The 20,427-nt window shown below is 64.8% G+C and carries 19 protein-coding genes; 7 read left to right on the plus strand and 12 right to left on the minus strand.

Features of this window, described 5'->3' with window-relative positions:
- Positions 1 to 48 precede the first annotated feature (48 nt).
- The 10 genes from DXT59_RS17385 to DXT59_RS17430 all read right to left on the minus strand — a co-directional run bounded on the left by DXT59_RS17385 (position 49) and on the right by DXT59_RS17430 (position 10,733).
- Positions 49 to 453, minus strand: a complete 405-nt coding sequence (locus DXT59_RS17385; RefSeq protein ID WP_116138108.1) for a RidA family protein — start codon at positions 451 to 453, stop codon at positions 49 to 51.
- 11 nt (positions 454 to 464) lie between these two features.
- Positions 465 to 1,790, minus strand: a complete 1,326-nt coding sequence (locus tag DXT59_RS17390; RefSeq protein WP_116138109.1) for an NAD(P)/FAD-dependent oxidoreductase — start codon at positions 1,788 to 1,790, stop codon at positions 465 to 467.
- A gap of 2 nt (positions 1,791 to 1,792) precedes the next feature.
- Entirely contained in the window at positions 1,793 to 2,800 is a 1,008-nt protein-coding gene (locus DXT59_RS17395; protein ID WP_116138110.1) for a M14 family metallopeptidase, read from the minus strand.
- Complete coding sequence (locus tag DXT59_RS17400; RefSeq protein ID WP_116138111.1) at positions 2,797 to 3,156, minus strand: helix-turn-helix domain-containing protein; 360 nt, start codon at positions 3,154 to 3,156, stop codon at positions 2,797 to 2,799. The genes DXT59_RS17395 and DXT59_RS17400 overlap by 4 nt, the downstream gene beginning before the upstream one ends.
- A gap of 34 nt (positions 3,157 to 3,190) precedes the next feature.
- Positions 3,191 to 5,044 (minus strand): ABC transporter ATP-binding protein, encoded by a 1,854-nt coding sequence (locus DXT59_RS17405; RefSeq protein ID WP_116138112.1) that lies wholly within the window; start codon positions 5,042 to 5,044, stop codon positions 3,191 to 3,193.
- Complete coding sequence (locus tag DXT59_RS17410; protein WP_116138113.1) at positions 5,041 to 5,994, minus strand: ABC transporter permease; 954 nt, start codon at positions 5,992 to 5,994, stop codon at positions 5,041 to 5,043. The genes DXT59_RS17405 and DXT59_RS17410 overlap by 4 nt, the downstream gene beginning before the upstream one ends.
- Positions 5,991 to 6,947 carry an ABC transporter permease gene (locus DXT59_RS17415; protein ID WP_116138114.1) on the minus strand — a complete coding sequence of 319 codons (957 nt, stop codon included), beginning with the start codon at positions 6,945 to 6,947 and terminating at the stop codon, positions 5,991 to 5,993. Before DXT59_RS17415 ends, DXT59_RS17410 begins: the two co-directional genes overlap by 4 nt.
- Positions 6,948 to 7,018: 71 nt before the next feature.
- On the minus strand, positions 7,019 to 8,644 hold the full coding sequence (locus DXT59_RS17420; protein WP_116138115.1) for an ABC transporter substrate-binding protein: 1,626 nt from the start codon (positions 8,642 to 8,644) through the stop codon (positions 7,019 to 7,021).
- A 127-nt stretch (positions 8,645 to 8,771) separates the two neighbouring features.
- On the minus strand, positions 8,772 to 10,049 hold the full coding sequence (locus DXT59_RS17425) for an NAD(P)/FAD-dependent oxidoreductase (protein WP_116138169.1): 1,278 nt from the start codon (positions 10,047 to 10,049) through the stop codon (positions 8,772 to 8,774).
- A 15-nt stretch (positions 10,050 to 10,064) separates the two neighbouring features.
- Positions 10,065 to 10,733, minus strand: coding sequence for a haloacid dehalogenase type II (locus DXT59_RS17430; protein WP_116138116.1), 669 nt, complete (start codon positions 10,731 to 10,733; stop codon positions 10,065 to 10,067).
- A 292-nt stretch (positions 10,734 to 11,025) separates the two neighbouring features.
- Here DXT59_RS17430 and DXT59_RS17435 point away from each other — a divergent pair, with 292 nt between their 5' ends.
- The 6 genes from DXT59_RS17435 (at position 11,026) to DXT59_RS17460 (ending at position 17,677) form a co-directional block, all read left to right on the plus strand.
- Entirely contained in the window at positions 11,026 to 11,886 is an 861-nt protein-coding gene (locus DXT59_RS17435; RefSeq protein WP_116138117.1) for a GNAT family N-acetyltransferase, read from the plus strand.
- Between the two features lie 33 nt (positions 11,887 to 11,919).
- On the plus strand, positions 11,920 to 12,846 hold the full coding sequence (locus DXT59_RS17440) for a 2-hydroxyacid dehydrogenase (protein WP_116138118.1): 927 nt from the start codon (positions 11,920 to 11,922) through the stop codon (positions 12,844 to 12,846).
- A 175-nt stretch (positions 12,847 to 13,021) separates the two neighbouring features.
- Positions 13,022 to 14,419 (plus strand): aminotransferase class III-fold pyridoxal phosphate-dependent enzyme, encoded by a 1,398-nt coding sequence (locus DXT59_RS17445; protein WP_116138119.1) that lies wholly within the window; start codon positions 13,022 to 13,024, stop codon positions 14,417 to 14,419.
- A gap of 40 nt (positions 14,420 to 14,459) precedes the next feature.
- Positions 14,460 to 14,951: an Lrp/AsnC family transcriptional regulator gene (locus DXT59_RS17450; protein ID WP_116138120.1), complete on the plus strand. Its 492-nt coding sequence runs from the start codon at positions 14,460 to 14,462 to the stop codon at positions 14,949 to 14,951.
- A 96-nt stretch (positions 14,952 to 15,047) separates the two neighbouring features.
- Positions 15,048 to 16,136 carry a tartrate dehydrogenase gene (locus DXT59_RS17455; protein ID WP_116138121.1) on the plus strand — a complete coding sequence of 363 codons (1,089 nt, stop codon included), beginning with the start codon at positions 15,048 to 15,050 and terminating at the stop codon, positions 16,134 to 16,136.
- Positions 16,137 to 16,204: 68 nt separating this feature from the next.
- Positions 16,205 to 17,677 carry an NAD-dependent succinate-semialdehyde dehydrogenase gene (locus DXT59_RS17460; RefSeq protein WP_116138170.1) on the plus strand — a complete coding sequence of 491 codons (1,473 nt, stop codon included), beginning with the start codon at positions 16,205 to 16,207 and terminating at the stop codon, positions 17,675 to 17,677.
- Between the two features lie 80 nt (positions 17,678 to 17,757).
- Here the strand turns inward: DXT59_RS17460 and DXT59_RS17465 are convergent, their stop codons facing one another.
- Positions 17,758 to 18,366 (minus strand): short chain dehydrogenase, encoded by a 609-nt coding sequence (locus tag DXT59_RS17465; protein ID WP_116138122.1) that lies wholly within the window; start codon positions 18,364 to 18,366, stop codon positions 17,758 to 17,760.
- Between the two features lie 106 nt (positions 18,367 to 18,472).
- On the opposite strand from DXT59_RS17465, the gene DXT59_RS17470 reads away from it, so the two are divergent.
- The gene (locus tag DXT59_RS17470; protein WP_116138171.1) at positions 18,473 to 19,366 is read left to right on the plus strand and encodes a LysR substrate-binding domain-containing protein; all 894 of its coding nucleotides are present in this window, start codon (positions 18,473 to 18,475) and stop codon (positions 19,364 to 19,366) included.
- On the opposite strand, the gene DXT59_RS17475 is transcribed toward DXT59_RS17470, so the two are convergent.
- Positions 19,363 to 20,421 (minus strand): sulfate/molybdate ABC transporter ATP-binding protein, encoded by a 1,059-nt coding sequence (locus DXT59_RS17475; protein ID WP_116138123.1) that lies wholly within the window; start codon positions 20,419 to 20,421, stop codon positions 19,363 to 19,365. The two genes, DXT59_RS17470 and DXT59_RS17475, sit on opposite strands and share 4 nt — an antisense overlap.
- Positions 20,422 to 20,427: the final 6 nt, after the last annotated feature.

The following is a 20,427-nucleotide window of genomic DNA, read 5'->3' on the forward strand; positions in this document are numbered from 1 at the left end:
CAGCGTGTCCTTGGGTCGATAAGCCAGCCGGTGCACGAGCGCTCGGCGCTATAGCACCGCGATCGCCTCGATCTCTATCTTCAGGCCGAAGTGCAGGGCCGGGACCGGCACGACGGCACGCGCGGGCTTGGCATCGCCGGCCCAGCGCGCGTAGATCTCGTTGAAGCTCGGCCAGTGCGCCACGTCGACGATATAGACACGGACCTGGGCGAGTTTCGTCACGCCGCTGCCCGCGCCGGAAAGCGCTTGCGCGACGTTGGCCAAAGCTTGTTCGGCCTGTGCCTCGAAGGGCTCGTCGGTGAGTTTCCGGCCGGTCGCATCGATCGGAAGTTGCCCCGATACAAAAACGAGACCATTCGCGATCGAGACGTGGCTATAGTGGCCACCGGGCGTGGCTAGCCCCGTGGGGTTCATCGTGCGCGGGTTCGGCGCACCTTGTTCGTTCTGATCCATGAGACCTCCGGCTAGAAATCCGCGACTTTGCCCCATGCGGACTCGGAAAAGCGGCTCGGTCGATAGGGCATCGGGTCCACGATCGGCTCGGCACCGGTTGCGAGGTCCGCAATCAAATGCCCGGCGCCGGGCCCGATGCCGAAGCCGTGCCCCGAAAACCCGGCCGCCAAGATCAATCCCGGCACGCCAGGCACTTCGCCGATACCGGGAACGCCGTCGGGCGTGCTATCCACGAAACCGGCCCAGGCATGCGTGATTTGCGCTTCGCGCAGTTCGGGCAACAGTTCGACCGCGCGCCGATGCGTTTCCTTGATCGTGGGCCCATCGGGCTTCGGATCGAGAATGCGCATTTGCTCCATAGGCGTCGGCATATCGAGCCGCCACCGCTTCAACGTTTCGTGACCGCCGCGAACGCCCTCCAGGCCACCCGGCAGAAGGCTGCGCCAGCGCTTGGCGAACATAGGCACGAACTGCGGCGCGAATCGCACGAACTGCGGCGTCATATCGACGCGTGCGCGCCCGCTGATCGCCAACGCGTAACGCCCGTCGTTGCGGCGGGTCACCGACACGCCCGTCGTAAACATCGCATCCGGCAAGCGATGCCGTACCGGAGCAACACTAAGGATCGATTGTCGAATCGACGCTTGAGGAAAACGAATGCCGAGTTGCCGGCAGAACGAGGACGCCCAAGCGCCGCCGGCAAGGACGACCGTGCGCGTCTTGATGACGCCGGCTTCCGTGACGACGCCGCTCACACGCCCGCCCTCCAATTCGATGCCGCGGGCCGCGCACGATTGAACGACGCTGCCGCCGAGCTTCATCAATGCCGCTGCGACGGCCGGCGCGGCCTTCGCGGGGTCGGCGGTGCCGTCGGTCGGCGAAAAGACGCCGCCCTTCCAAGCCCGGCCGGTCGCCTGTCCTCGCTGCGTCGCCTGGCGGCCATCGAGCATATAGGTCCTCACGCCGGCGGTCTTGGCAAAATCGCCCCAACTCGCCCAGCGCGACAGCTCGGCTTCGTCGTTACTGAGGTACAACAGCCCGCAGCGATGGAAACCCGTATCCTCGCCCGATTCGACGGCGAATCGCTCCCAAAGATCGAGGCTCTTACTGGCCATCGGCAATTCGCGCGCGTCGCGGTTTTGCTGCCGGCACCAGCCCCAATTGCGGCTCGATTGTTCCGCCCCGATCCGCCCTTTCTCGACCAAGGCGACCGATACGCCGCGCCGGGCCATGTAGTAGGCGGCGAAGACGCCGATGATGCCGCCGCCGATGACCACCACGTCAGCGGCGGCCGGCGGCGTCGGCGAAGTCTGGATGTGCTGCAACGGAGGAGACATGATTAGGCTCGTTCGATCGATGCTTGGACGGGTGAAACCACTGATTCATCCTCTCTTTGGATTCGGCCGAAGCGCACCACGGTCACGCCGGGCCTCAACTGCCGCAACGACGGCATGATGAGCATGCACTCGTCGTAGGGCGTGACGACGGGTTCGCCGTCGGACCAGCCGATCACGGTGCCCGCTTTCTCGAACACTTCGAGCCCGGTGTAGGGACCGGCGAACCGAAAATCCATGCTTCGCGCCACCACGGGTTCGGTGACACGCACGACGGTCATCGACGGCGGCAGCGGCGCAAGCCAGCCCTCGGGCAAGTCGGCTTCGGCGATGACCCCGGCATGCAACAAGAAGCGCGCCGTGCTATCGCGCGCCACGCGCACGGCGCGCTTCTCCCAATGCTGACCGCACTCGATCAGCAGGGCATTCTTGGCATCGGAAGCTTCGCCGAACCCGCCATAGTCACGCATGCGTTTGCCTTCGGGGTGGCCTTCGTCGCAGACGACGGTAGCCGGCGCCCCTACGTCGACGGCAAGCTTCGCGCCTTTGCGAAGCGGTCCGGCCACGATCAGCGGCTCGCTTCTCTCATGCATCGAGTGCAGATCGAGCAGCAGGTCGACGGTATCGACGATAGGCCGCATTGCTCGCGCGCGATCGAGTTCGACCGATCGGCGCGAAGCATCATCGAGTACCGCGGCGGTCCACACGCGATTGAAATCCTCATCGACGAAGCGCGACCGGTCCGGAGCACGGCGATCGAAACGTGAATAAGCCTCGACGTTCGCGAACGAGAGCGTGAGTCGCCCCCGGCGCGGGCGTATGCCGTGACGCAACAGCGCATCGACGACGATCGCCCCGCACACCTCGTTGCCGTGCGTCAGCGCATTGACCATCGCGTGCGGGCCGGGCACGCCCGAATCGAACGTATGGACGTAATCGACGCCGCTAGTGCCCCCCGCATGGACCGTGATGTCCGGAAAGTCGATTTCGATCGGATAGGCTTGCTCGCTCATGGTTGGATCGTCCTGGGTGTGGGAGGCAACGTGCCGCGCGAGCGCGCCACGAAGGTCGTGGGCGTCATACCGCACCATCGCTTGAAGTGCCGGCCGAAATGGCTCTGATCGAAAAATCCCACTTCCGCCGCCACCTCGACGCTCGGTACGCCCTTTAGCAGCAGCGACTGCGCGCGTTCGATTCGAACGGCGCACAAATATCGATACGGAGACGAACCGAAACGCTGGCGAAACGCCGTCGCAAACCGCGAGATGCTGAGCTTGGCCCGCGCGGCCATCTGCTCGAGCGTGAGCGGCTCGTTGAAGTGAGCCTCGATAAAGGCCCGGGCCTCGTCCAGTCCTTGCGATCGCGTCATGACACACCTGCCCGATCGCACGCCATTCCCGCGCTCATGCCGCGCCCCGCAAAGGCTGAAACCGCGCCAGCTCCTCGGCCGAGCGGTGGCAGAGTACCTGCGCGCCCGACGGCAGCACCCGAACCGGTGCCGGGGCGACGTTGCACCGGCCTTCGATCCGCACGGTGCAACGCGTCATGAACGGGCACAGATGTGCCGCGCTCGTCCGCTCCGAGAGCGGCGGCAACGCTGCCGCCGCCAAATCGCGCCTCGCATCGAGCCAGCCCCGCTTCAACGCGGGGACCGAATCGACGAGCAAGCTCGTATACGGATGATGCGGCGGTTGGCCCAGCACCTGGGGCTGCCCGGCCTCCACACGCTTGCCGGCGTAAAGGACCACGACCTCGTCGCAAATCGCGCGGACGGTGGAGATGTCGTGGCTGATGAACATATACGACACGCCGAGTTCGCGGCGCAGCTCACAAAGCAGATCGAGGATGGCCGCGCCCACGACGGTATCGAGCGCCGAGGTGACCTCGTCGCACAAGATCAACGCGGGGTCGGCCGCCAGCGCCCGCGCGAGATTGACGCGCTGCTTCTGCCCGCCCGATAGGCCGCCCGGTTGACGCCCGGCGGTCGCCGCCGGCAGCTTCACGAGATCGAGCAGCTCGGCGATACGCCGCTGCGCCGCCGCGCCGCGCATGCCGTGATAAAAGGCGAGCGGGCGCCCGAGAATGTCTTCCACCGTCCGGCTCGGATTCAAGGCCGTGTCGGCATTCTGGAAGACGAGTTGAATCCGTCGAAATTGATCCGGCGTCCGTTTGGCCAATTGCGTAGGCAAGGGCTTGCCTTCGAACAGGACGGATCCGCCCGAACCTTCGACGAGCCCGGCCACGACGCGCGCGAGGGTCGTCTTGCCGGAACCCGATTCGCCGATAATACCGAGTGCGCTGCCGCGCGCAATCGAAAGACTCACGTCGTCCAGCACACAAACGGCCGGCCGTCCATCGCGGCCGATGCGTCCATAGCCGGCCGAGAGACCGCGCACCTCCAAAAGCGGCGCCGCCGTGAGGTCTGCCGCGCCGCCTTCCCGAGCCCGGCCCGACGTGCTGCCGCGCCGCGCCGATGCGTCGAGCAGCGCACGCGTATAAGGATGCGCGGGCGCATCGAGCACCTGATCGACCAGGCCGTTTTCCTGAACCTCGCCGCCGTTGAGAACGACGATGCGGTCGGCCATCTGAGCCACCACGGCCAGGTCGTGCGAGACGTAGACGGCCGTGGTGCCGAGTTCCTTGATGACGCGCTTGAACGCCACGAGCACTTCGATTTGCGTGGTGACGTCGAGCGCGGTGGTGGGTTCGTCGAATACGACGACCGCCGGATCCGTGATCAACGCCATGGCCGCCATCAACCGCTGCAACTGGCCGCCGGAAACCTGGTGCGGATAGCGATCGCCGATGGTTTCCGGCGACGGCAACGCAAGGGCGCGAAAGAGTTCGATTGCCTTCGCGCGCGCGGCTTCGCGCGTCATCAGCCCGTGTAGCAACGCCGGTTCGATCACCTGATCCATCAGTACGCGGGCCGGATTGAAGCCGGCGGCCGCGCTTTGCGCCACGTACGCCACGTCCCGCGCGCGCAACGCGCGGCGACCGGCATCGTCGAGGGCGAGCACCTCGACACCGCCCACGCGCACGCTTCCGCCCGCGAACACGCAACCGGGCCGAGCATAACCGAGCAGGGACAGCGCGATCGTCGTCTTGCCCGATCCCGATTCGCCGATCAGCGCAACGACTTCCCCTTCCTTCACCGCGAAGTCGACGCCCTTGACGATCTCCACCTCGGCGCCGGCCGCCGAACGCGCGACGATCCGAAGGCCCGCGACTTCGATCATGTTCCGGCCGTCAGTCATTTCACTCCTCCTTGCGCGAAGCCGCCGTGGCGCCGCAAGCTGTCGATCAGCAAGTTCATGCCGACGGTCAGCGTCGCGATCGCGACGGAGGGCATCAACACGGCGGGCGCCGCCTGCGACAACCCGCCGATGTTCTCTCGCACGAGCGAGCCCCAATCGGCATTGGGCGGTTGCACGCCCAACCCTAGAAAGCTCAGCCCACTCAGCAGCAGCACGATGAAGACGAAACGCAGCCCGAAGTCGGCCAACACCGGATGGATCATGTTCGGCAGCAACTCCACGCGCGCGATGTAGAGCCAGCCCTCCCCGCGTGCCCGCGCGACCTGCACGTATTCGAGCGTCATCAGGTTGATCGCGAGCGAGCGTGAGATGCGAAAGGCACCGGGAACGTAGGCCACCGCGGCGACCGCGGTCAGCATCGGCACCGACGAGCCGAAGGCGGCGATCGCGACGAGCGCCAGCACCTTGCTCGGGATCGAAATCAATGCGTCGAAGAACCGGCTCATCGCTTCGTCGACCCAGCGCGGCGCGGCTGCCGTTAGGAGCCCCAGGCAGGTACCGATGCCGCTCGCGAGCACGGCGGCCGCGAGCGCCAGCCCCACCGTATAGCGCGCTCCGTTAAGGATCCGGCTCAGCATGTCGCGGCCGAGATAGTCGGTGCCGAACGGATGCTGCATGCTGTAGCTCGCGAAACTGAACGGCGAAGCAAGCGTGCCCTGGTTGTAGGGCGCGAGCATCGGTCCCACGATGGCCATGACGAGCCAAAAGCAGACGATGAACAAGCCGATCCTGCCGAGCCACGATAGGCGCGCGAGACTCACTCGCAAGCGGTGCCCCACGGCGGCGGATGCCGGCTCGCCGCCCTCTACCGTGCACTGTCCGCCCGTGCCCGGTTCGTCGTAAATCTGCGTGCCCGGATGCGGGATGGAAGGCTGGACGGAGCGGTTCATCGTTGACGAAGCCTCGGATTCGATACGATCTGACATAGGTCGGCCATCAAAACGAGTGCGAGATACGCCGCGCAAAACACCATGACGCAGCCCTGAACGAGCGGCATGTCGCGATTCGACACGGCATCCACCATCAAGCTCGCGAGTCCGGGGTAGTTGAAGATCGATTCGACGATAACGACCCCGCCGAACAAATAGGACAAGCTCAATGCAACGGCATTGGCGATAGGGCCGATCGCGTTCGGCAGCACATGCCGCAAGACGATGCGCGCCTGCGACGCGCCTTTGAGCGTCGCCATCTCGACATAGCCCGCGTTCAGTTGATCGAGCACCGCCGCTCGCGTCATGCGGGCCATTTGCGCCACGAGCACGCACAGCAGCGTCATGACCGGCATCGCATAGATCCGCATCAGATCGCCGAACGAAGACACCGACGAGAGATACGAAAGCGCCGGCAGCCAATGCAGCTTGACCGCGAACACCAGCACGGCGATCGTCGCGACGAGAAACTCGGGCACGGCGACCGTCGAGAGCGTGACGATATTGAGCGCGCGATCGAGCAGCGAGCCGCGGTACATCGCCGAGACGATGCCGATGGCGAGCGCGACCGGCACCGACACGAGCGTCGTCAATCCCGCCAGCGTCAGCGAGTTCGGCAGACGCGTGGCGATAAGCTCCCTCACGGGCAGCGAGTTGGCCAACGACATGCCGAAATCGCCCCTCACGGCATGTGCGAGCCACTCGCCGTAACGCAGCAGCGCCGGCTGATCGAGCCCGAACTGATGCCGCAGCGCCGCCACCGCCTCGGGCGTCGCGGCCTGGCCGAGCGCCTCTTGCGCGGCATCGCCCGGCAGCAGGCCCGTCATCGCGAACACCAAGGCCGACACGATCAGCAAAGTGAGCAACGCAAGACCCAGGCGTACGGCAATGAGCCTATAAGCTTGAAATTTCATCGAGAGTCACCTCCTTCGCCTGCGCCGGGTACGGCGATCGTTTGCCTGCGGTGCCGCGTGACGGGTACCGCTTATGCCGCGAGCCAGACGTGCTCGGCAAACGCGAAGCCCATCAACCCCGCGAGCGGAATCGAGCCGAGCCCTTGCAGCTTCGTCGTATGCGCGTCGAGCGAGCTCAGGAACATGGGGATGCCGATACCGCCCTTCTCATGCACGAGCACCTGCATGTCACCGTAGATCTTTTTGCGCTTGGCGTCATCCGGCTCACCGCGCGCCGCGAGCAGCATTTGATCGAACTGGGGGTCCTTCCAGTTGGCTTCGTTCCAAGGCGCATCGGACTTGAAAAATTGAGTGAACAGCATGTCCGCCGTCGGCCGAGCGTTGATGTTGCCGTAGCTGAGCGGGTGTTTCATCCAATGGTTGGACCAATAGCCGTCCGAAGGCACCCGCATCACTTGCAGATTGAGCCCGGCGAGCGGCGCGGCTTGTTGAAGCAGCATCGCCATATCCACCGAGCCGTCGGCAGCCGGCGATGCGAACAATTGCATCGGCGAGCCGCCGACGCCGGCCTTCTTGAAATAGAACTTGGCCTTGTCCGGATCGAACTTACGCTGCGGCAAGCCGGCGAAGTAGTACTTATTCGTCGGATCGATCGGCTGGTCGTTGCCGATCGTGCCGTAGCCTTGAAACACGGCCTGGCGCATCTGATCGCGGTCTTGCAAGTGCATGAGTCCGAGACGGAAATCCTGATTGCCGGTAATACCGCCGTCGCCGCGCATGATCAGGTCGGTGTATTGGCCCGTCTTCGTTTCCAGCACGGTATAGCCGGGCGTACTTTTGATGCGGCCCGTCGATTGGGGGCTGAGCTGATTGATCAGTTGCACGTCGCCCGACAACAGCGCGTTCACGCGCGCCGACTCGTCGCCGATGCCGATCAACTCGATTTCATCGAGATGCGGCAGTCCCGGCTTCCAATAGCGTTCGTTCTTGACGACGACCGTATGCACGCCCGGCGTGAACTCCTTGAGTTTGAACGGACCGGTTCCGATCGCCGTTTTCGCGAAGTCTTTCGTGCCGTCCTTGACGATCAAGAAGTGCGCATCGGCCAAGATCATGGGCAAATCGGCATTGGGGCCGGTCAGCGTGATCGTCACTTCGTTCGGCCCGGTGGACTTCGCGTCGCTGATTTGATCGGCCAGCGTCTTCGCCTTCGACGCCGTGGCCGGGTCCTTATGGCGCAGCAGGGAATAGACGACGTCGGCCGGAGTCAACGCCTTGCCGTCGTGAAATTGCACGCCACCGCGCAACTTGACCACCCAGACCTTGGCGTCCTGCGTATCGAGCGCGGTGGCCAGCGCCATCTTCGCGCCGAGGTGCTCGTCGAACTCGGTGAGCCCGTTATAGATCATGTTGCAGCGCACGTAGTCCGTTGCGAGCGCGCCCTTCGCCGGATCGAGCGTATCGGCCGTCGAGGACGACTGCGTGGCGACGCGAATCTTGCCGCCCTGCCGGGGTGTGCCTTGAGTCTGCGCGCGCGCCGCCGTGCTCGCCACGAGCAAGCCGCCGGCCGTCACGCTCGCTAGGCCCGCCGCCGCCAGCATGCGCAACGCGTCCCGGCGCGAGGCGCCCTTCGCGGTCAATTGCTCGAGCGTGGTCTCGACGCCTGCAGCACCGTATTGTGAGGGGTCCTTTCTCATTGCACTTCTCCGCGAGTAAGCCAAGCCTGGCCATGGGGTTGACGGATAGCTGATTGCGACCGGCTTTGTCCGATAAGCGCTTCGGCCGATTCGTCCAGCGCATATGCGCCGCGATCGCGAATCGAATTCAATAAAAAACGTCCTTGATTCGGTAATACGCGCCCACGATCGGCAAGAACCAAGGTTTTCCCGTATGGCCCGGGATCGCGGGCCACGTGAAATCGCGCCATGGATTGGCCTCTTCGCGGCCGTCGATCACCTCGGCCATGATCTGCCCCATATGCGTCGACATCTGCGTGCCGTGGCCGCTGTACCCAAGCGAAAAATAAAGTCCGTCGTGCTGGCCCGCGCGCGGGAGGCGATCGGCGGTCATGTCGACGAGCCCGCCCCAGCAGTAATCGATGCGCGTCTTAGCAAACTGCGGAAAGAGTTCTGCCAGCGAGCGTTGCAAGATGCTCCCGCTCCGCTCGTCCGACGGTTGTTCCGACGCCGTGAAGCGCGCGCGTCCGCCGAATACGAGCCGCGTATCGGCCGTCACGCGAAAGTAGTTGTGCATGAGGCGCGTCGTCGTGAACGCGCGGCGGTTCGGGAATGTGCGCGCAACGACGTCCGCGCCGAGGGGCTCGGTGACGATGATGAACGAGCCGATCGGCGCGATTCGCCGACGGTACCAAGCGAACGGCCCATGCTTCGACGGCCCCGTCGCAATCAATACGTTCGCCGCCGTCACTTCCCCGCGGGTGGAGACGACGCGGTAGCCGCCCGCGGGGAGCTTGACGATGTCCGTCACCGGCGCATGCTCGTAAAGCCGGGCACCACGGCGGCGGGCGGCCTGCGCAAGCCCGACGGCGAATTTGCCCATATGCATCTGCCCGCCATGACGTTGCAAGAGCCCCCCGTAAAAGCGATCCGATTGCACCTCGTCACGTATCCGGCCGCCGTCGATCAATTCGATGTTCGGGTCGACTTCGCGCCGAATGAGTTCGGCCGTTTGCGCGAGATGCGCGTAATGCTGCGGCTTCGCCGCGAGCTTGAGCTTGCCCGAGGCGACGTAGTCGCACTCGATACCCTCCTCGCGAATGAGCCGCTCCACGCTGTCCACGGCAGAGGCATAGGCGAGGTAGCAACGGCGGGCGCGCTCGAGTCCCAGTTGGCCCGTGAGCGCGCCGAAGTCCTGCGCCACGCCCGTGTTGACCTGCCCGCCGTTGCGCCCCGAGGCGCCGCCGCCGATCCGCCCCGCATCGAGAAGCACGACGCTCGCGCCGCGCCGCCCGAGTGCCTGTGCAGCGGAAAGCCCCGTAAAGCCGCCGCCGACGATGGCGACATCCGCGCGGCCCTCCACGTCCCCCGCTTCGTCGAGCGGGACGGCGGGCGCGGTATCGAGCCAATAGGATTCCAGTTTCATCGCCGGCATCCTTACTTACAAGCCCAGCAGCGACGCCAAATGGCCGATGCTCGACACTTCGGTGCACTCGTAGTAAGGCGTGGAAGGCTCATGCCCGCGCTGAACGAACGCTTTGTGCGTGATCCCGAGATCGTGAGCCGTCATGAGGTCGTAGCGGAAACTCGACGACACGTGCAGCACGTCCTCCGGCTTGCAGCCGAGCTGCTTGAACATGTATTCGAAGCCTTGCATGCGCGGCTTGTACGCTTGCGCTTGCTGCGCCGTAATGACGGCATGGAACGGCGCACCGAGCTTCTCGACGTTGCTCATGATCTGATCGTCCGATGCATTAGTGAGCGCCACGAGCTTGTATTTCTTGGCCAGGCGTGCGAGGCCTTCGGGCACGTCCGGGTGCGGGCCCCAAGTCGGCACCGCATCGTAGATGCTCTGCGCTTCGTCCTCGTCGTACGGCGCGTCCACACGCTCGCAAGCGCGGCGAAACGCATTGACGACGACGTCGCGATAGGGTTTCCACGCACCCAAGACTTCGTCGAGGCGGTAACCGGCAAAAAAACGAACCAGTTTTTCGAGTGTCGCCGCATCGAGCCGGTCACGATAAAGGTCGCGCGCCGTCTCGGCCATGCGGAAGCGAATCAGCGTGCCATAGCAGTCGAACGTAATGTATTTGGGCTCAAAGTCGATCATGTCAATGCGTCCTCAGGATAGGCCTTTCAGCAGGCCGCAGGCTCGTTGCGATCGTTTGGAATGCCCGCGGTATGGCTACATTTAATCAACGCAAAAATCCAAATGCTTCCGATTTGACCGGCGCCCGCGACATAAAGCGCGCGTTTTGCGGCAGGCGGGCGGCAGACTATGCGGTCGGTCTGCTGCGCCGCAACCGGGCAACGCGCGATGGTCCTCGATAAAAGGATCGTCCTAGTCAGCCGGCGCGGACCGTGACACAGTTCGCATCAGTCAAGATCGCTAGGGGGTACGCGTGTCCGACAACATTGAATACAGGCGCTTCAACGCCGCCGACATCGAAGCGGCTCATGAGCTGACCGTCGAACTGAAGTGGCCGCACCGCGCGGAGGATTGGCAGTTCGTCGCCGAGCTCGGTATGGGGTTCGCCGCCGTGCGCGGCGGCCAGCTCGCCGGCACGGCGCTTTGCTGGCAGCACGACGAGCGCACCGCGTCGATCGGTATGGTGATCGTCTCGCCCGCCATGCAGGGTCTGGGCATCGGTAGACGCTTGACGGAGCTGGCGCTCGCGCAAGTGGAGAACAGCGCCACGGTGTTGCACGCCACGCCGGCCGGGCGCCCGCTCTACGAGAAATTGGGCTTCGTTCCCATCGGCATGCTCGATCAGCACCAAGGCCAGGCCTTGCAGCCGCCACTCGCGCAATTGCCGGCGCGCGAGCGGTTGCGCCCGCTCGGCGTCAACGATCTCCCGCGTCTGATCGAACTGGCCACGCGCGCAAGCGGCCTTGGGCGGGCGAACGTGATCGCGAAACTTTTCGAATGCGCCGACGGCATCGGCCTCGACCGCGACGGCGAATTGATCGGCTTCGCGCTGCTGCGCCGCTTCGGCCGCGGCCGCGCGATCGGCCCGGTCGTCGCGCCGCCCGATGTGGAGCAAGTGCGCGCCAAGGCGCTCATCGGACACTGGCTCGCGCTCAACCCAGGGACGTTCATCCGGATCGATGTGCCGAGCGCAAGCGGCCTGACCGGATGGCTCGAAAGCCAGGGGCTGCAGCGCGTGGATACCGTCGTCAGAATGGCGCGCCACGCCGAACGCTTGCCGCCGCAAGACGGTGGGTTCGCACAGTACGGTATCGTCAATCAAGCGATCGGTTGATCGCAACCGACCCGTCGCAGCGCACGCACGACCATGGCCTTTCTCTATAAAGCCGATCCCGCCCGCGGCGCAATATGGGCGCAGCGCTTCGCCGAGCGCGCCCCGCGGTTGCCGTTTCGAATCTGGCCCGAGCACGGCGATGCTTCGGAAGTCCGCTATCTAGCGGCGTGGGAGCCGCCCGAGGATCTGGCGCGCACGCTGCCGAACCTCGAAGTGCTGTTTTCCGTGGGCGCCGGAATCGATCAGTTCGATCTATCGACCATCCCCTCGCATATTCCTGTCGTGCGCATGATCGAGCCCGGCATCGTCGAGGGGATGATCGAATATGTGACGCATGCCGTGCTGACCCTGCACCGCGATTTCCTCGATTACGCGCACCGGCAGCAAGCACGGCGCTGGCAGGCGTTGCCCGTGCGGGCGGCATCGACGTGCCGCGTCGGCGTGCTCGGCCTCGGGATGCTCGGCACAGCCGTGCTCGAGCGCTTGAACGTCTTCGGCTATGCCTGTGCCGGTTGGAGCCGCTCGCCGCATCGGATCGAAGGCGTGCGCTGTTACGCGGGCGCGGACGAACTCGATCCGTTCCTTGCCCGCACCGACGTTCTCGTTTGCCTATTGCCGCTGACCCCAGCCACCGAAGGTATGCTCGATGCGCGCCTACTACGCAAGTTGCCGCCCGGTGCATCGCTCGTGCAGACGGGGCGTGGGGCACATTTGGCGCAAGACGACTTGCTCGCGCTGCTGGACGAAGGCCATCTTCGTTACGCACTGCTCGATGTGACGACTCCCGAGCCGCTGCCCATCGGACATCCCCTCTGGCAGCATCCGCGCGTGCGCATCACGCCGCATATCGCCAGCGCCACACGGCCGGAAACGGCTGTCGACGCCGTCCTCGAGAACCTGAAACGGCACGCCGCTGGCGAGCGCATGATTGGCGAAGTCGATCGGGAGCGCGGGTACTAACCCCTCGCGAGCGCACCGGCCGTCACGGCGGCGGCCGTGCTCCGGCAGAAAATGCCGCCCGTATGCCTCAAAACGCTCGGCGTGCGCTATTCGTCGATCGATTTCGCGGCGCGAAGCGAAGGGCCTCGTCGGTACCATGAGTCATCTTCGTTCCTACCCGCCCAGGTACGTCACCATGTCGATTTCCTCGCTCATCGAAGCCGACCGCAAGCATCTCATCCATCCCGTCGTCAACTACCGCGAGCATGAGGCGCGAGGCGTCACCCTCCTCGAATCCGGGGACGGCGCGTTCCTGCGCGATGCCGCCGGCAACGTCCTGCTCGATGCATTCGCGGGATTGTGGTGCGTCAACGTCGGATACGGCCGCCAAAGCATCGTCGATGCGGCCACGGAGCAAATGAAGAAGCTCCCCTACGCCACGGGATACTTTCACTTCGGCAGCGCGCCGGCGATCGAACTCGCCGAGCAACTCGTTGCGCGTACGCCCGCCTCGCTGCAGCACGTCTACTTCACGCTGGGCGGCTCCGATGCCGTCGATTCGGCCGTGCGCTTCATCACGCACTACTTCAACGCGACGGGCCGCCCGAGCAAGAAGCAATTCATCGCGCTCGAGCGCGGCTATCACGGCTCGTCCTCGTTCGGCTCGGGTCTGACGGCCCTCGCCGCGTTCCATCGCCACTTCGACCTGCCGCTCGCGAACCAGCATCACATCCCCTCGCCTTACCCGTATCGCAGCTCGCACCCCGGCGATGCCGCACTGATCGCCGCCTCGGTGGCCGCCCTCGAAGCGAAGGTCGCCGCGCTCGGCGCCGAGAACGTGGCGGCGTTCTTCTGCGAACCCGTTCAAGGTTCGGGCGGCGTCATCGTGCCCCCCGCCGGCTGGCTCAAGGCGATGCGCGAGGCCTGCCGCCGGCTCGGGATTCTGTTCGTGGCCGATGAGGTCATTACCGGATTCGGCCGTACAGGCCCGCTCTTCGCCTGCGAGGCCGAGGACGTCGAGCCGGATCTGATGACGGTCGCCAAAGGCTTGACGGCCGGCTACGCGCCGATGGGCGCCGTCTTGATGTCGGACGAGGTCTATCGCGGCCTGGCCGACGGTGCGGGCGGCGCCGCGATCGGCCACGGCTACACCTACTCCGCCCATCCCGTCAGCGCCGCGATCGGCCTTGAAGTCATGCGGCTCTACCATGAGGGCGGGCTGCTCGCGAACGCGCAGGCGCTCGCGCCGCGCTTTGCGCTTGGGCTCGACGCGCTGCTCGATCATCCGCTCGTGGGTGATTCGCGCCATCGGGGCCTGCTCGGCGCGCTCGAACTCGTCGCCGACAAGACGCGCAAAACGCCGTTCGACGCCTCGCTCAAGCTGCCCGAGCGTATCGCCGCGCTTGCCTATCGAAATGGTCTGATCTTTCGCGCATTCGGCGATCACATCCTGGGCTTCGCCCCGGCGCTCTCGTACACGGCCGATGAGTTCGATTTGCTCTTCGAACGTCTGCGGAGAACGCTGGACGACATCCTTGCCGAGCGCGACGTCAGGGCCGCACTCGATAGCGGCGTTCGCGTGGGTGCATGCTAAAGTAGGTCACGACTTTTCAGGAACGCGCGAGCCAAGCACGATGAGCGACGATTGCAAGCTTGACCGGATCGATCTACGAATCCTCTCGCAACTGCAGAAGCGAGGACGTATCACGAACGTCGAACTTGCCGATGCCGTGGGGTTATCGCCGAGCCCTTGCCTGACGCGCGTCAAGCGTCTCGAGAAGGCCGGCTATATCGTCGGGTACGGCGCCCAAATCCAGCTCGAAAAGCTCGGCGACGTGCAAATCGTCTTCACCGAAGTCACGCTGGCCGATCATCGCCGCGAGGATTTCAATCGCTTCGTCTCCGCGATCCGCGACGTCGACGAAATCGTCGAGTGTCACTTGGCGAGCGGCGGCTACGACTACCTGCTCAAGTTCGTCACGCGCAGTGTGAGTCATTATCAAAGCGTGATCGAAGGCTTGCTAGAACGCGAAATCGGCATCGAAAAGTATTTCAGCTACGTCATCATCAAATCGCCTTTCGTCAAAACGCACTATCCGCTCGAAGTGCTCTTTCCGCACTCGTGATCGGGCGGCTTCGCGGCGCGCGATCGCCTGCGAGGCGCCGCCGCGGGGCACGGACGGCTCATGTTGTATTGATCTATCCATAGGAGGTACCCAGCCATGGCTGGACCATATCGCATCGCGGTCATCCCGGGCGACGGCATCGGCACGGAGGTCATGCCCGAAGGATTGCGCGTCTTGGACGCGGCCAGCCGCCGCTTCGGTATCGATCTCGAATACGAGCACATCGAGTGGGCGAGCTGCGACTACTACGAAAAGCACGGCCGGATGATGCCGGCCGATTGGAAAACGCAACTGCTGCGCTGCGATGCCATTTTGTTCGGCGCCGTCGGCTGGCCGGCGAAGGTGCCCGACCATGTTTCGCTATGGGGCTCGCTTCTGAAATTCCGGCGCGAGTTCGATCAATACGTCAATCTGCGCCCCGCGCGGCTCTTCGAAGGCGTGCCTTCGCCGCTCGCGGGACGAGGGCCCGGCGACATCGATTTTTGGATCGTGCGAGAGAACACCGAGGGCGAATATTCGTCGGTGGGTGGAGTGATGTTCGAAGGCACCGAGCACGAGTTCGTCACGCAAGAGTCGATCTTCACGCGGCGGGGCAGCGAGCGCGTGCTCAAGTACGCATTCGATCTCGCGCAGCGGCGCGCGCGCAAAAAGCTGACGGTCGCGACCAAGAGCAACGGCATTGCGATCAGCATGCCATGGTGGGACAAGCGCGCCGAGGAAATGGCCGCGCGCTACCCGGATGTGGCCTGGGACAAACAGCACATCGACATCCTATGCGCGCGCTTCGTGCTGAGCCCGGATCGCTTCGACGTGGTGGTGGCAACCAATCTGTTCGGCGACATCCTCTCCGACCTCGGCCCCGCCTGTACGGGGACGATCGGCCTCGCGCCGTCGGCCAACCTGAACCCGGAGCGCGCATTCCCCTCGCTGTTCGAGCCCGTGCACGGGTCGGCGCCCGATATCGCCGGTAAAAACATCGCCAACCCGATTGCGATGATTTGGTCCGCCGCGATGATGCTCGACTTCCTCGGCCATCACGGAGGCAAGGAGCGCGAGGCGCACGACGCCATCCTCGCGGCGATCGAAACAACGCTGAAGGAAGGGCCGCATACGGGCGACCTCGGCGGCGAGGCCGCGACAAAGGAAGTGGGACAAGCCATTGCCGCGCGCGTGGCCGGCGATTGACGCCGCGCGAGCGGTCCATGGTGCAGACGGTATCGGCAAGTATCGACAAAACGGAACAAGGAATCGCGATGACACGCAAGTTCGACACGGACCAACTCGTTCGTACGGAAAATTTCATCGGTGGGCGCTGGGTGCCGGCATCGAGCGGTGCGCGCTTCGCAGTCGTCGATCCCGCGGACGGCGCATGCATCGCCGAAATCGCCGATAGCGCGGCGGCCGACGCACGCGCGGCGACCGATGCCGCCGCGGCCGCCCTGCCCGCTTGGCGCGAAACGTTGCCGAAGGAACGCGCCGCGATTCTGCGCCGCTGGCATGCACTGATCGTCGAGCATGAAGCGCAGTTAGCCGCGCTCATCTCGCGCGAGCAAGGCAAGCCGCTCGCCGAAGGACGCGGCGAGGTGGCTTACGGCGCGGCTTACGTCGCTTGGTTTGCCGAGGAAGCCACGCGCATCGACGGCGACTTGCTCGCGCAGCAGCAGCGCGGCAAGCGCATGAGCGCGGTGAAGGAGCCCATCGGCGTAGTCGCCGCGATCACGCCGTGGAACTTTCCGCTCGCGATGATCGCACGCAAGATCGCGCCGGCGCTGGCCGCCGGCTGCACGGTCGTGGGCAAGCCGGCCGAAGACACACCGCTCACGGCCAGCGCGCTCGTGCTGCTGGCGCATGAAGCCGGCGTGCCGGCCGGCGTCCTGAATTTGATCACGGCATCGCGCGATCGCGGCATCGAGGCCGTTGCCGATTGGCTCCATGATTCGCGCGTGCGCAAGATCACGTTTACGGGATCGACGGCGGTCGGCAAATATTTGGCGCGTGAATCGGCCGGTACGCTCAAGAAGGTCTCGCTCGAACTCGGCGGAAACGCACCGTTCATCGTATTCGACGATGCGGACCTCGAAGCGGCCGTGACCGGCCTCATGGCCTCGAAATTCCGTAATGGCGGACAGACCTGCGTTAGCCCCAACCGTGTCTATGTGCAAGCCGGCACCTATGAACGGTTCGCCGACTTGCTCGCGCAGCGAGTGGCCGCGCTGAAGGTCGGGCCCGCGAGCCAGCCCGATGCGCAAATCGGGCCCATGATCAATGCACGCGCGGTCGACAAGATCGCACGGCACGTAGACGATGCCGTCACGCGCGGTGCGCGCGTTCTCACGGGCGGCAAACGTCTTCCCGGACTCGGGCCGAATTTCTTTGCGCCGACGGTCCTCGCGCAAGCGAACGCCGGTATGTTGCTATGTGCCGAGGAAACGTTCGGCCCCGTCGCGCCGCTGTTTCGCTTCGAGGACGAGCAAGAGGTGATCGACGCGGCGAACGCGACGCCCTATGGCCTCGCTTCGTACTTCTATACGAACGACATCAAGCGAATCGAGCGCGTCTCGCGCGCGCTGGAGGCAGGCATCGTCGGCATCAACGAAGGGGCGATCTCAAGCGAGGCGGCGCCGTTCGGCGGCATCAAGGAATCGGGCTACGGCCGGGAAGGTTCGAAATACGGACTCGACGATTATCTGTCGATCAAGTACTTGTGCCAGGGCAATCTCGCGTAAACCGCAGCCGGCTTACGTACGCATAGCGCCGATTGATCGATTCGCCCGCACCGCCTTGACAGCGTGCGGGCCGGCGCCTTTTAGTGGCCGACGCGATACACGCGGCCCGTCTGTATTCCCTCGACGCTGCGTCGATAAGCCATCGCCACGCGCGCTGCCGGGACGCTTTCGAAGCCGGGAAAGAACGGACCGAAGACGTCCAACGACTCGGTCAGCACGGTCGGGCTCACGGCGTTGATGCGGATACCCCGTTTCAGTTCGAACGCGGCCGCGCGGACAAAGCCTTCGATCCCGGCATTCACCGCCGCCGCGTTCGCGCCTTGTGCGATCGGCTCGTCCACCGCGATGCCCGTGGTCAGCGTAATCGAGCCGCCATCGTGCAGATAATGCTGGCCCACCAGCGCCAGACGCACTTGCCCGAGCAGTTTGTCTTGCAAGCCGACGTTGAAGTCCGCCGCCGTCATATCCGAGACTGCCCCGAAAAAGATACTGCCCGCCGCCGAAACGATGGCGTTCACGCGGCCGATTTTCTCGAACAACGCCGCGACGCTGTCCTGGCTCGCGATGTCGACCTGGTGGTCCCCGCGCGTGCGCCCTACGCGGATGATTTCGTGTTTGCCGTCACGGCTCAGTTCGTCCGCGACGGAACGACCGACTGTCCCGCTCGCGCCGATTACGACGATCTTCATGAGGTGCTCCTTTTCGCATCCGGTTGGAAGGCCTCCATTCTTCTACGAACCGTGGAGTCGATATATGTGCTGTAATTTCGAATACTCCTAACTCATGGTTCGTAATGTGGACAAACTTCGTGGCCTGGAAACCTTCGTCGCCGTCGTCGAGGAAGGCAATTTCACCGAGGCGGCCGAGCGGCTGGAGATGTCGGCCGTGATGGTCGGCAAATACGTCCGCGAACTCGAGGAGCGGCTCGGCGTACGCTTGCTGGAGCGCACCACGCGCCGTCAAAGCTTGACCGATGCGGGGCGTGTCTTTTACGAGGATGCCAAGCGGGCGCTCGAGCAAGTGAGGCTGGCCGAGACCTCGGTCGAACGGTTGCGCGCGTCGCCGTCCGGCACCTTGCGCGTCAGCGCCCCCACGACCTTCGGCGCCTATGTCGTCGCCCCATTGGCGGCGACCTTTCAGCAGCGGCATCCGCGCGTGCGTGTCGAATTGGAATTGAGCAACCGGGTCGTCGATCTCATCGACGAAGGGTTCGATTTAGCCATCCGTATCGGCGAACTGGGCGACGCCGATCTAATTGCCAAGCCTTTGGCGCAATACCGCATGGTGATTTGCGCGTCGCCCGGCTATCTGGCTCTGCACGGGCATCCGCAGACGCCGAAGGACCTAGGCGCGCATCGCTGCCTGGCCCACTCGGTATGGAACAACCGAAACGGCTGGATGCTCAAGAGCGCGGAAGGACCGCGGCATTGGAACGAGCCCGACTTTACCTGTAACGACGGCAACGGCCTGCGGATGGCCGCCATCGCCGGTGCGGGATTGCTGTTGCAACCCGAGGTGCTGGTCGCCGACGATCTCGCGCGCGGAACGTTGGTGCAAGTGCTGCACGCTTATTCGCCCGACCCGCGCCCGATCCATATCGTCTATCGGCAAGACCGGCGGCCGTTGCCGAAGCTCACGCATTTCATCGCGCACCTTCTCGCGCACGTGGAGCAGCCGCAAACCGCTTAGCCGCGCGGGAACACGCGCGCGGCACGCGGCACGGCAACGGCCGCATCGCCCGCTTGCAATGCAAGCGCGCGCCATGCGTCGCGTTCGATTTGCGCTTCGAGCGGCTCGCCGTCGCGCGTTGCCAACTCCACGCGCACCGTGGCGCCGAGCGGAACGACGCGTCGCACGTCCACCGCGATGCCGCCGTGCTGCCTGCTGTTCGCCGGCTCGAGCGCGAGGTCGTGCGGGCGGATATACGCCAGCGCGGGGCCCGAGAAATCGGCGGCAACGGTAACGGGCCGCGTCGCTCCCTCGGCCACGAAACCATCGCCGAGAACGGCGCCCGGCACCCGATTCGCCGCGCCGAGGAACGAGCATACGAATGCGTTCGCCGGGTGATCGTAGACCGCCTGCGGGCTGCCCGCTTGCTCCACCCGGCCGCGATTCATGATGACGATGCGGTCGGCGACGTCGAGCGCCTCTTCCTGGTCGTGCGTGACGAAAATCGTCGAGATGCGCAGATCGTCATGCAAGCGCCGCAGCCAAGCGCGCAGTTCCTTGCGGACTTTCGCGTCGAGCGCGCCGAACGGCTCGTCGAGCAACAGGACCTTCGGCTCGACGGCAAGCGCTCGGGCAAGCGCAATCCGCTGCCGCTGTCCGCCCGAGAGTTCCGCCGGGTACGATGCCGCGAGCCAGTCCAACTGCACGAGGTTCAGCAGCGTATGCACCTTCTCGCGAATCGCCGCCTCGCTCGGCCGCGACCGGCGAGGCCTGGCACGCAGGCCGAATGCGACGTTCTCGAAAACCGTCATGTGGCGAAACAGCGCGTAGTGTTGAAACACGAAGCCCACCTGCCGTTCGCGCGCATCGACATCGGCCACATCCTCGCCATGAAGGAAAACGTGCCCCTCATCCGCATGCTCGAGCCCGGCGATCACGCGCAATAGCGTGGTCTTGCCGCAGCCGGACGGCCCGACAAGCGCCACGAGCTCGCCCGCCGGGAAATCGAGCGAAACATCGTCGAGCGCGGAAAAATCGCCGAACCGCTTTTGCAGGTGACGTACGGTAATACCCATCGTTTT

The organism is Trinickia diaoshuihuensis, from assembly GCF_003390925.1.
Taxonomy (GTDB): Bacteria; Pseudomonadota; Gammaproteobacteria; order Burkholderiales; family Burkholderiaceae; genus Trinickia; species Trinickia diaoshuihuensis.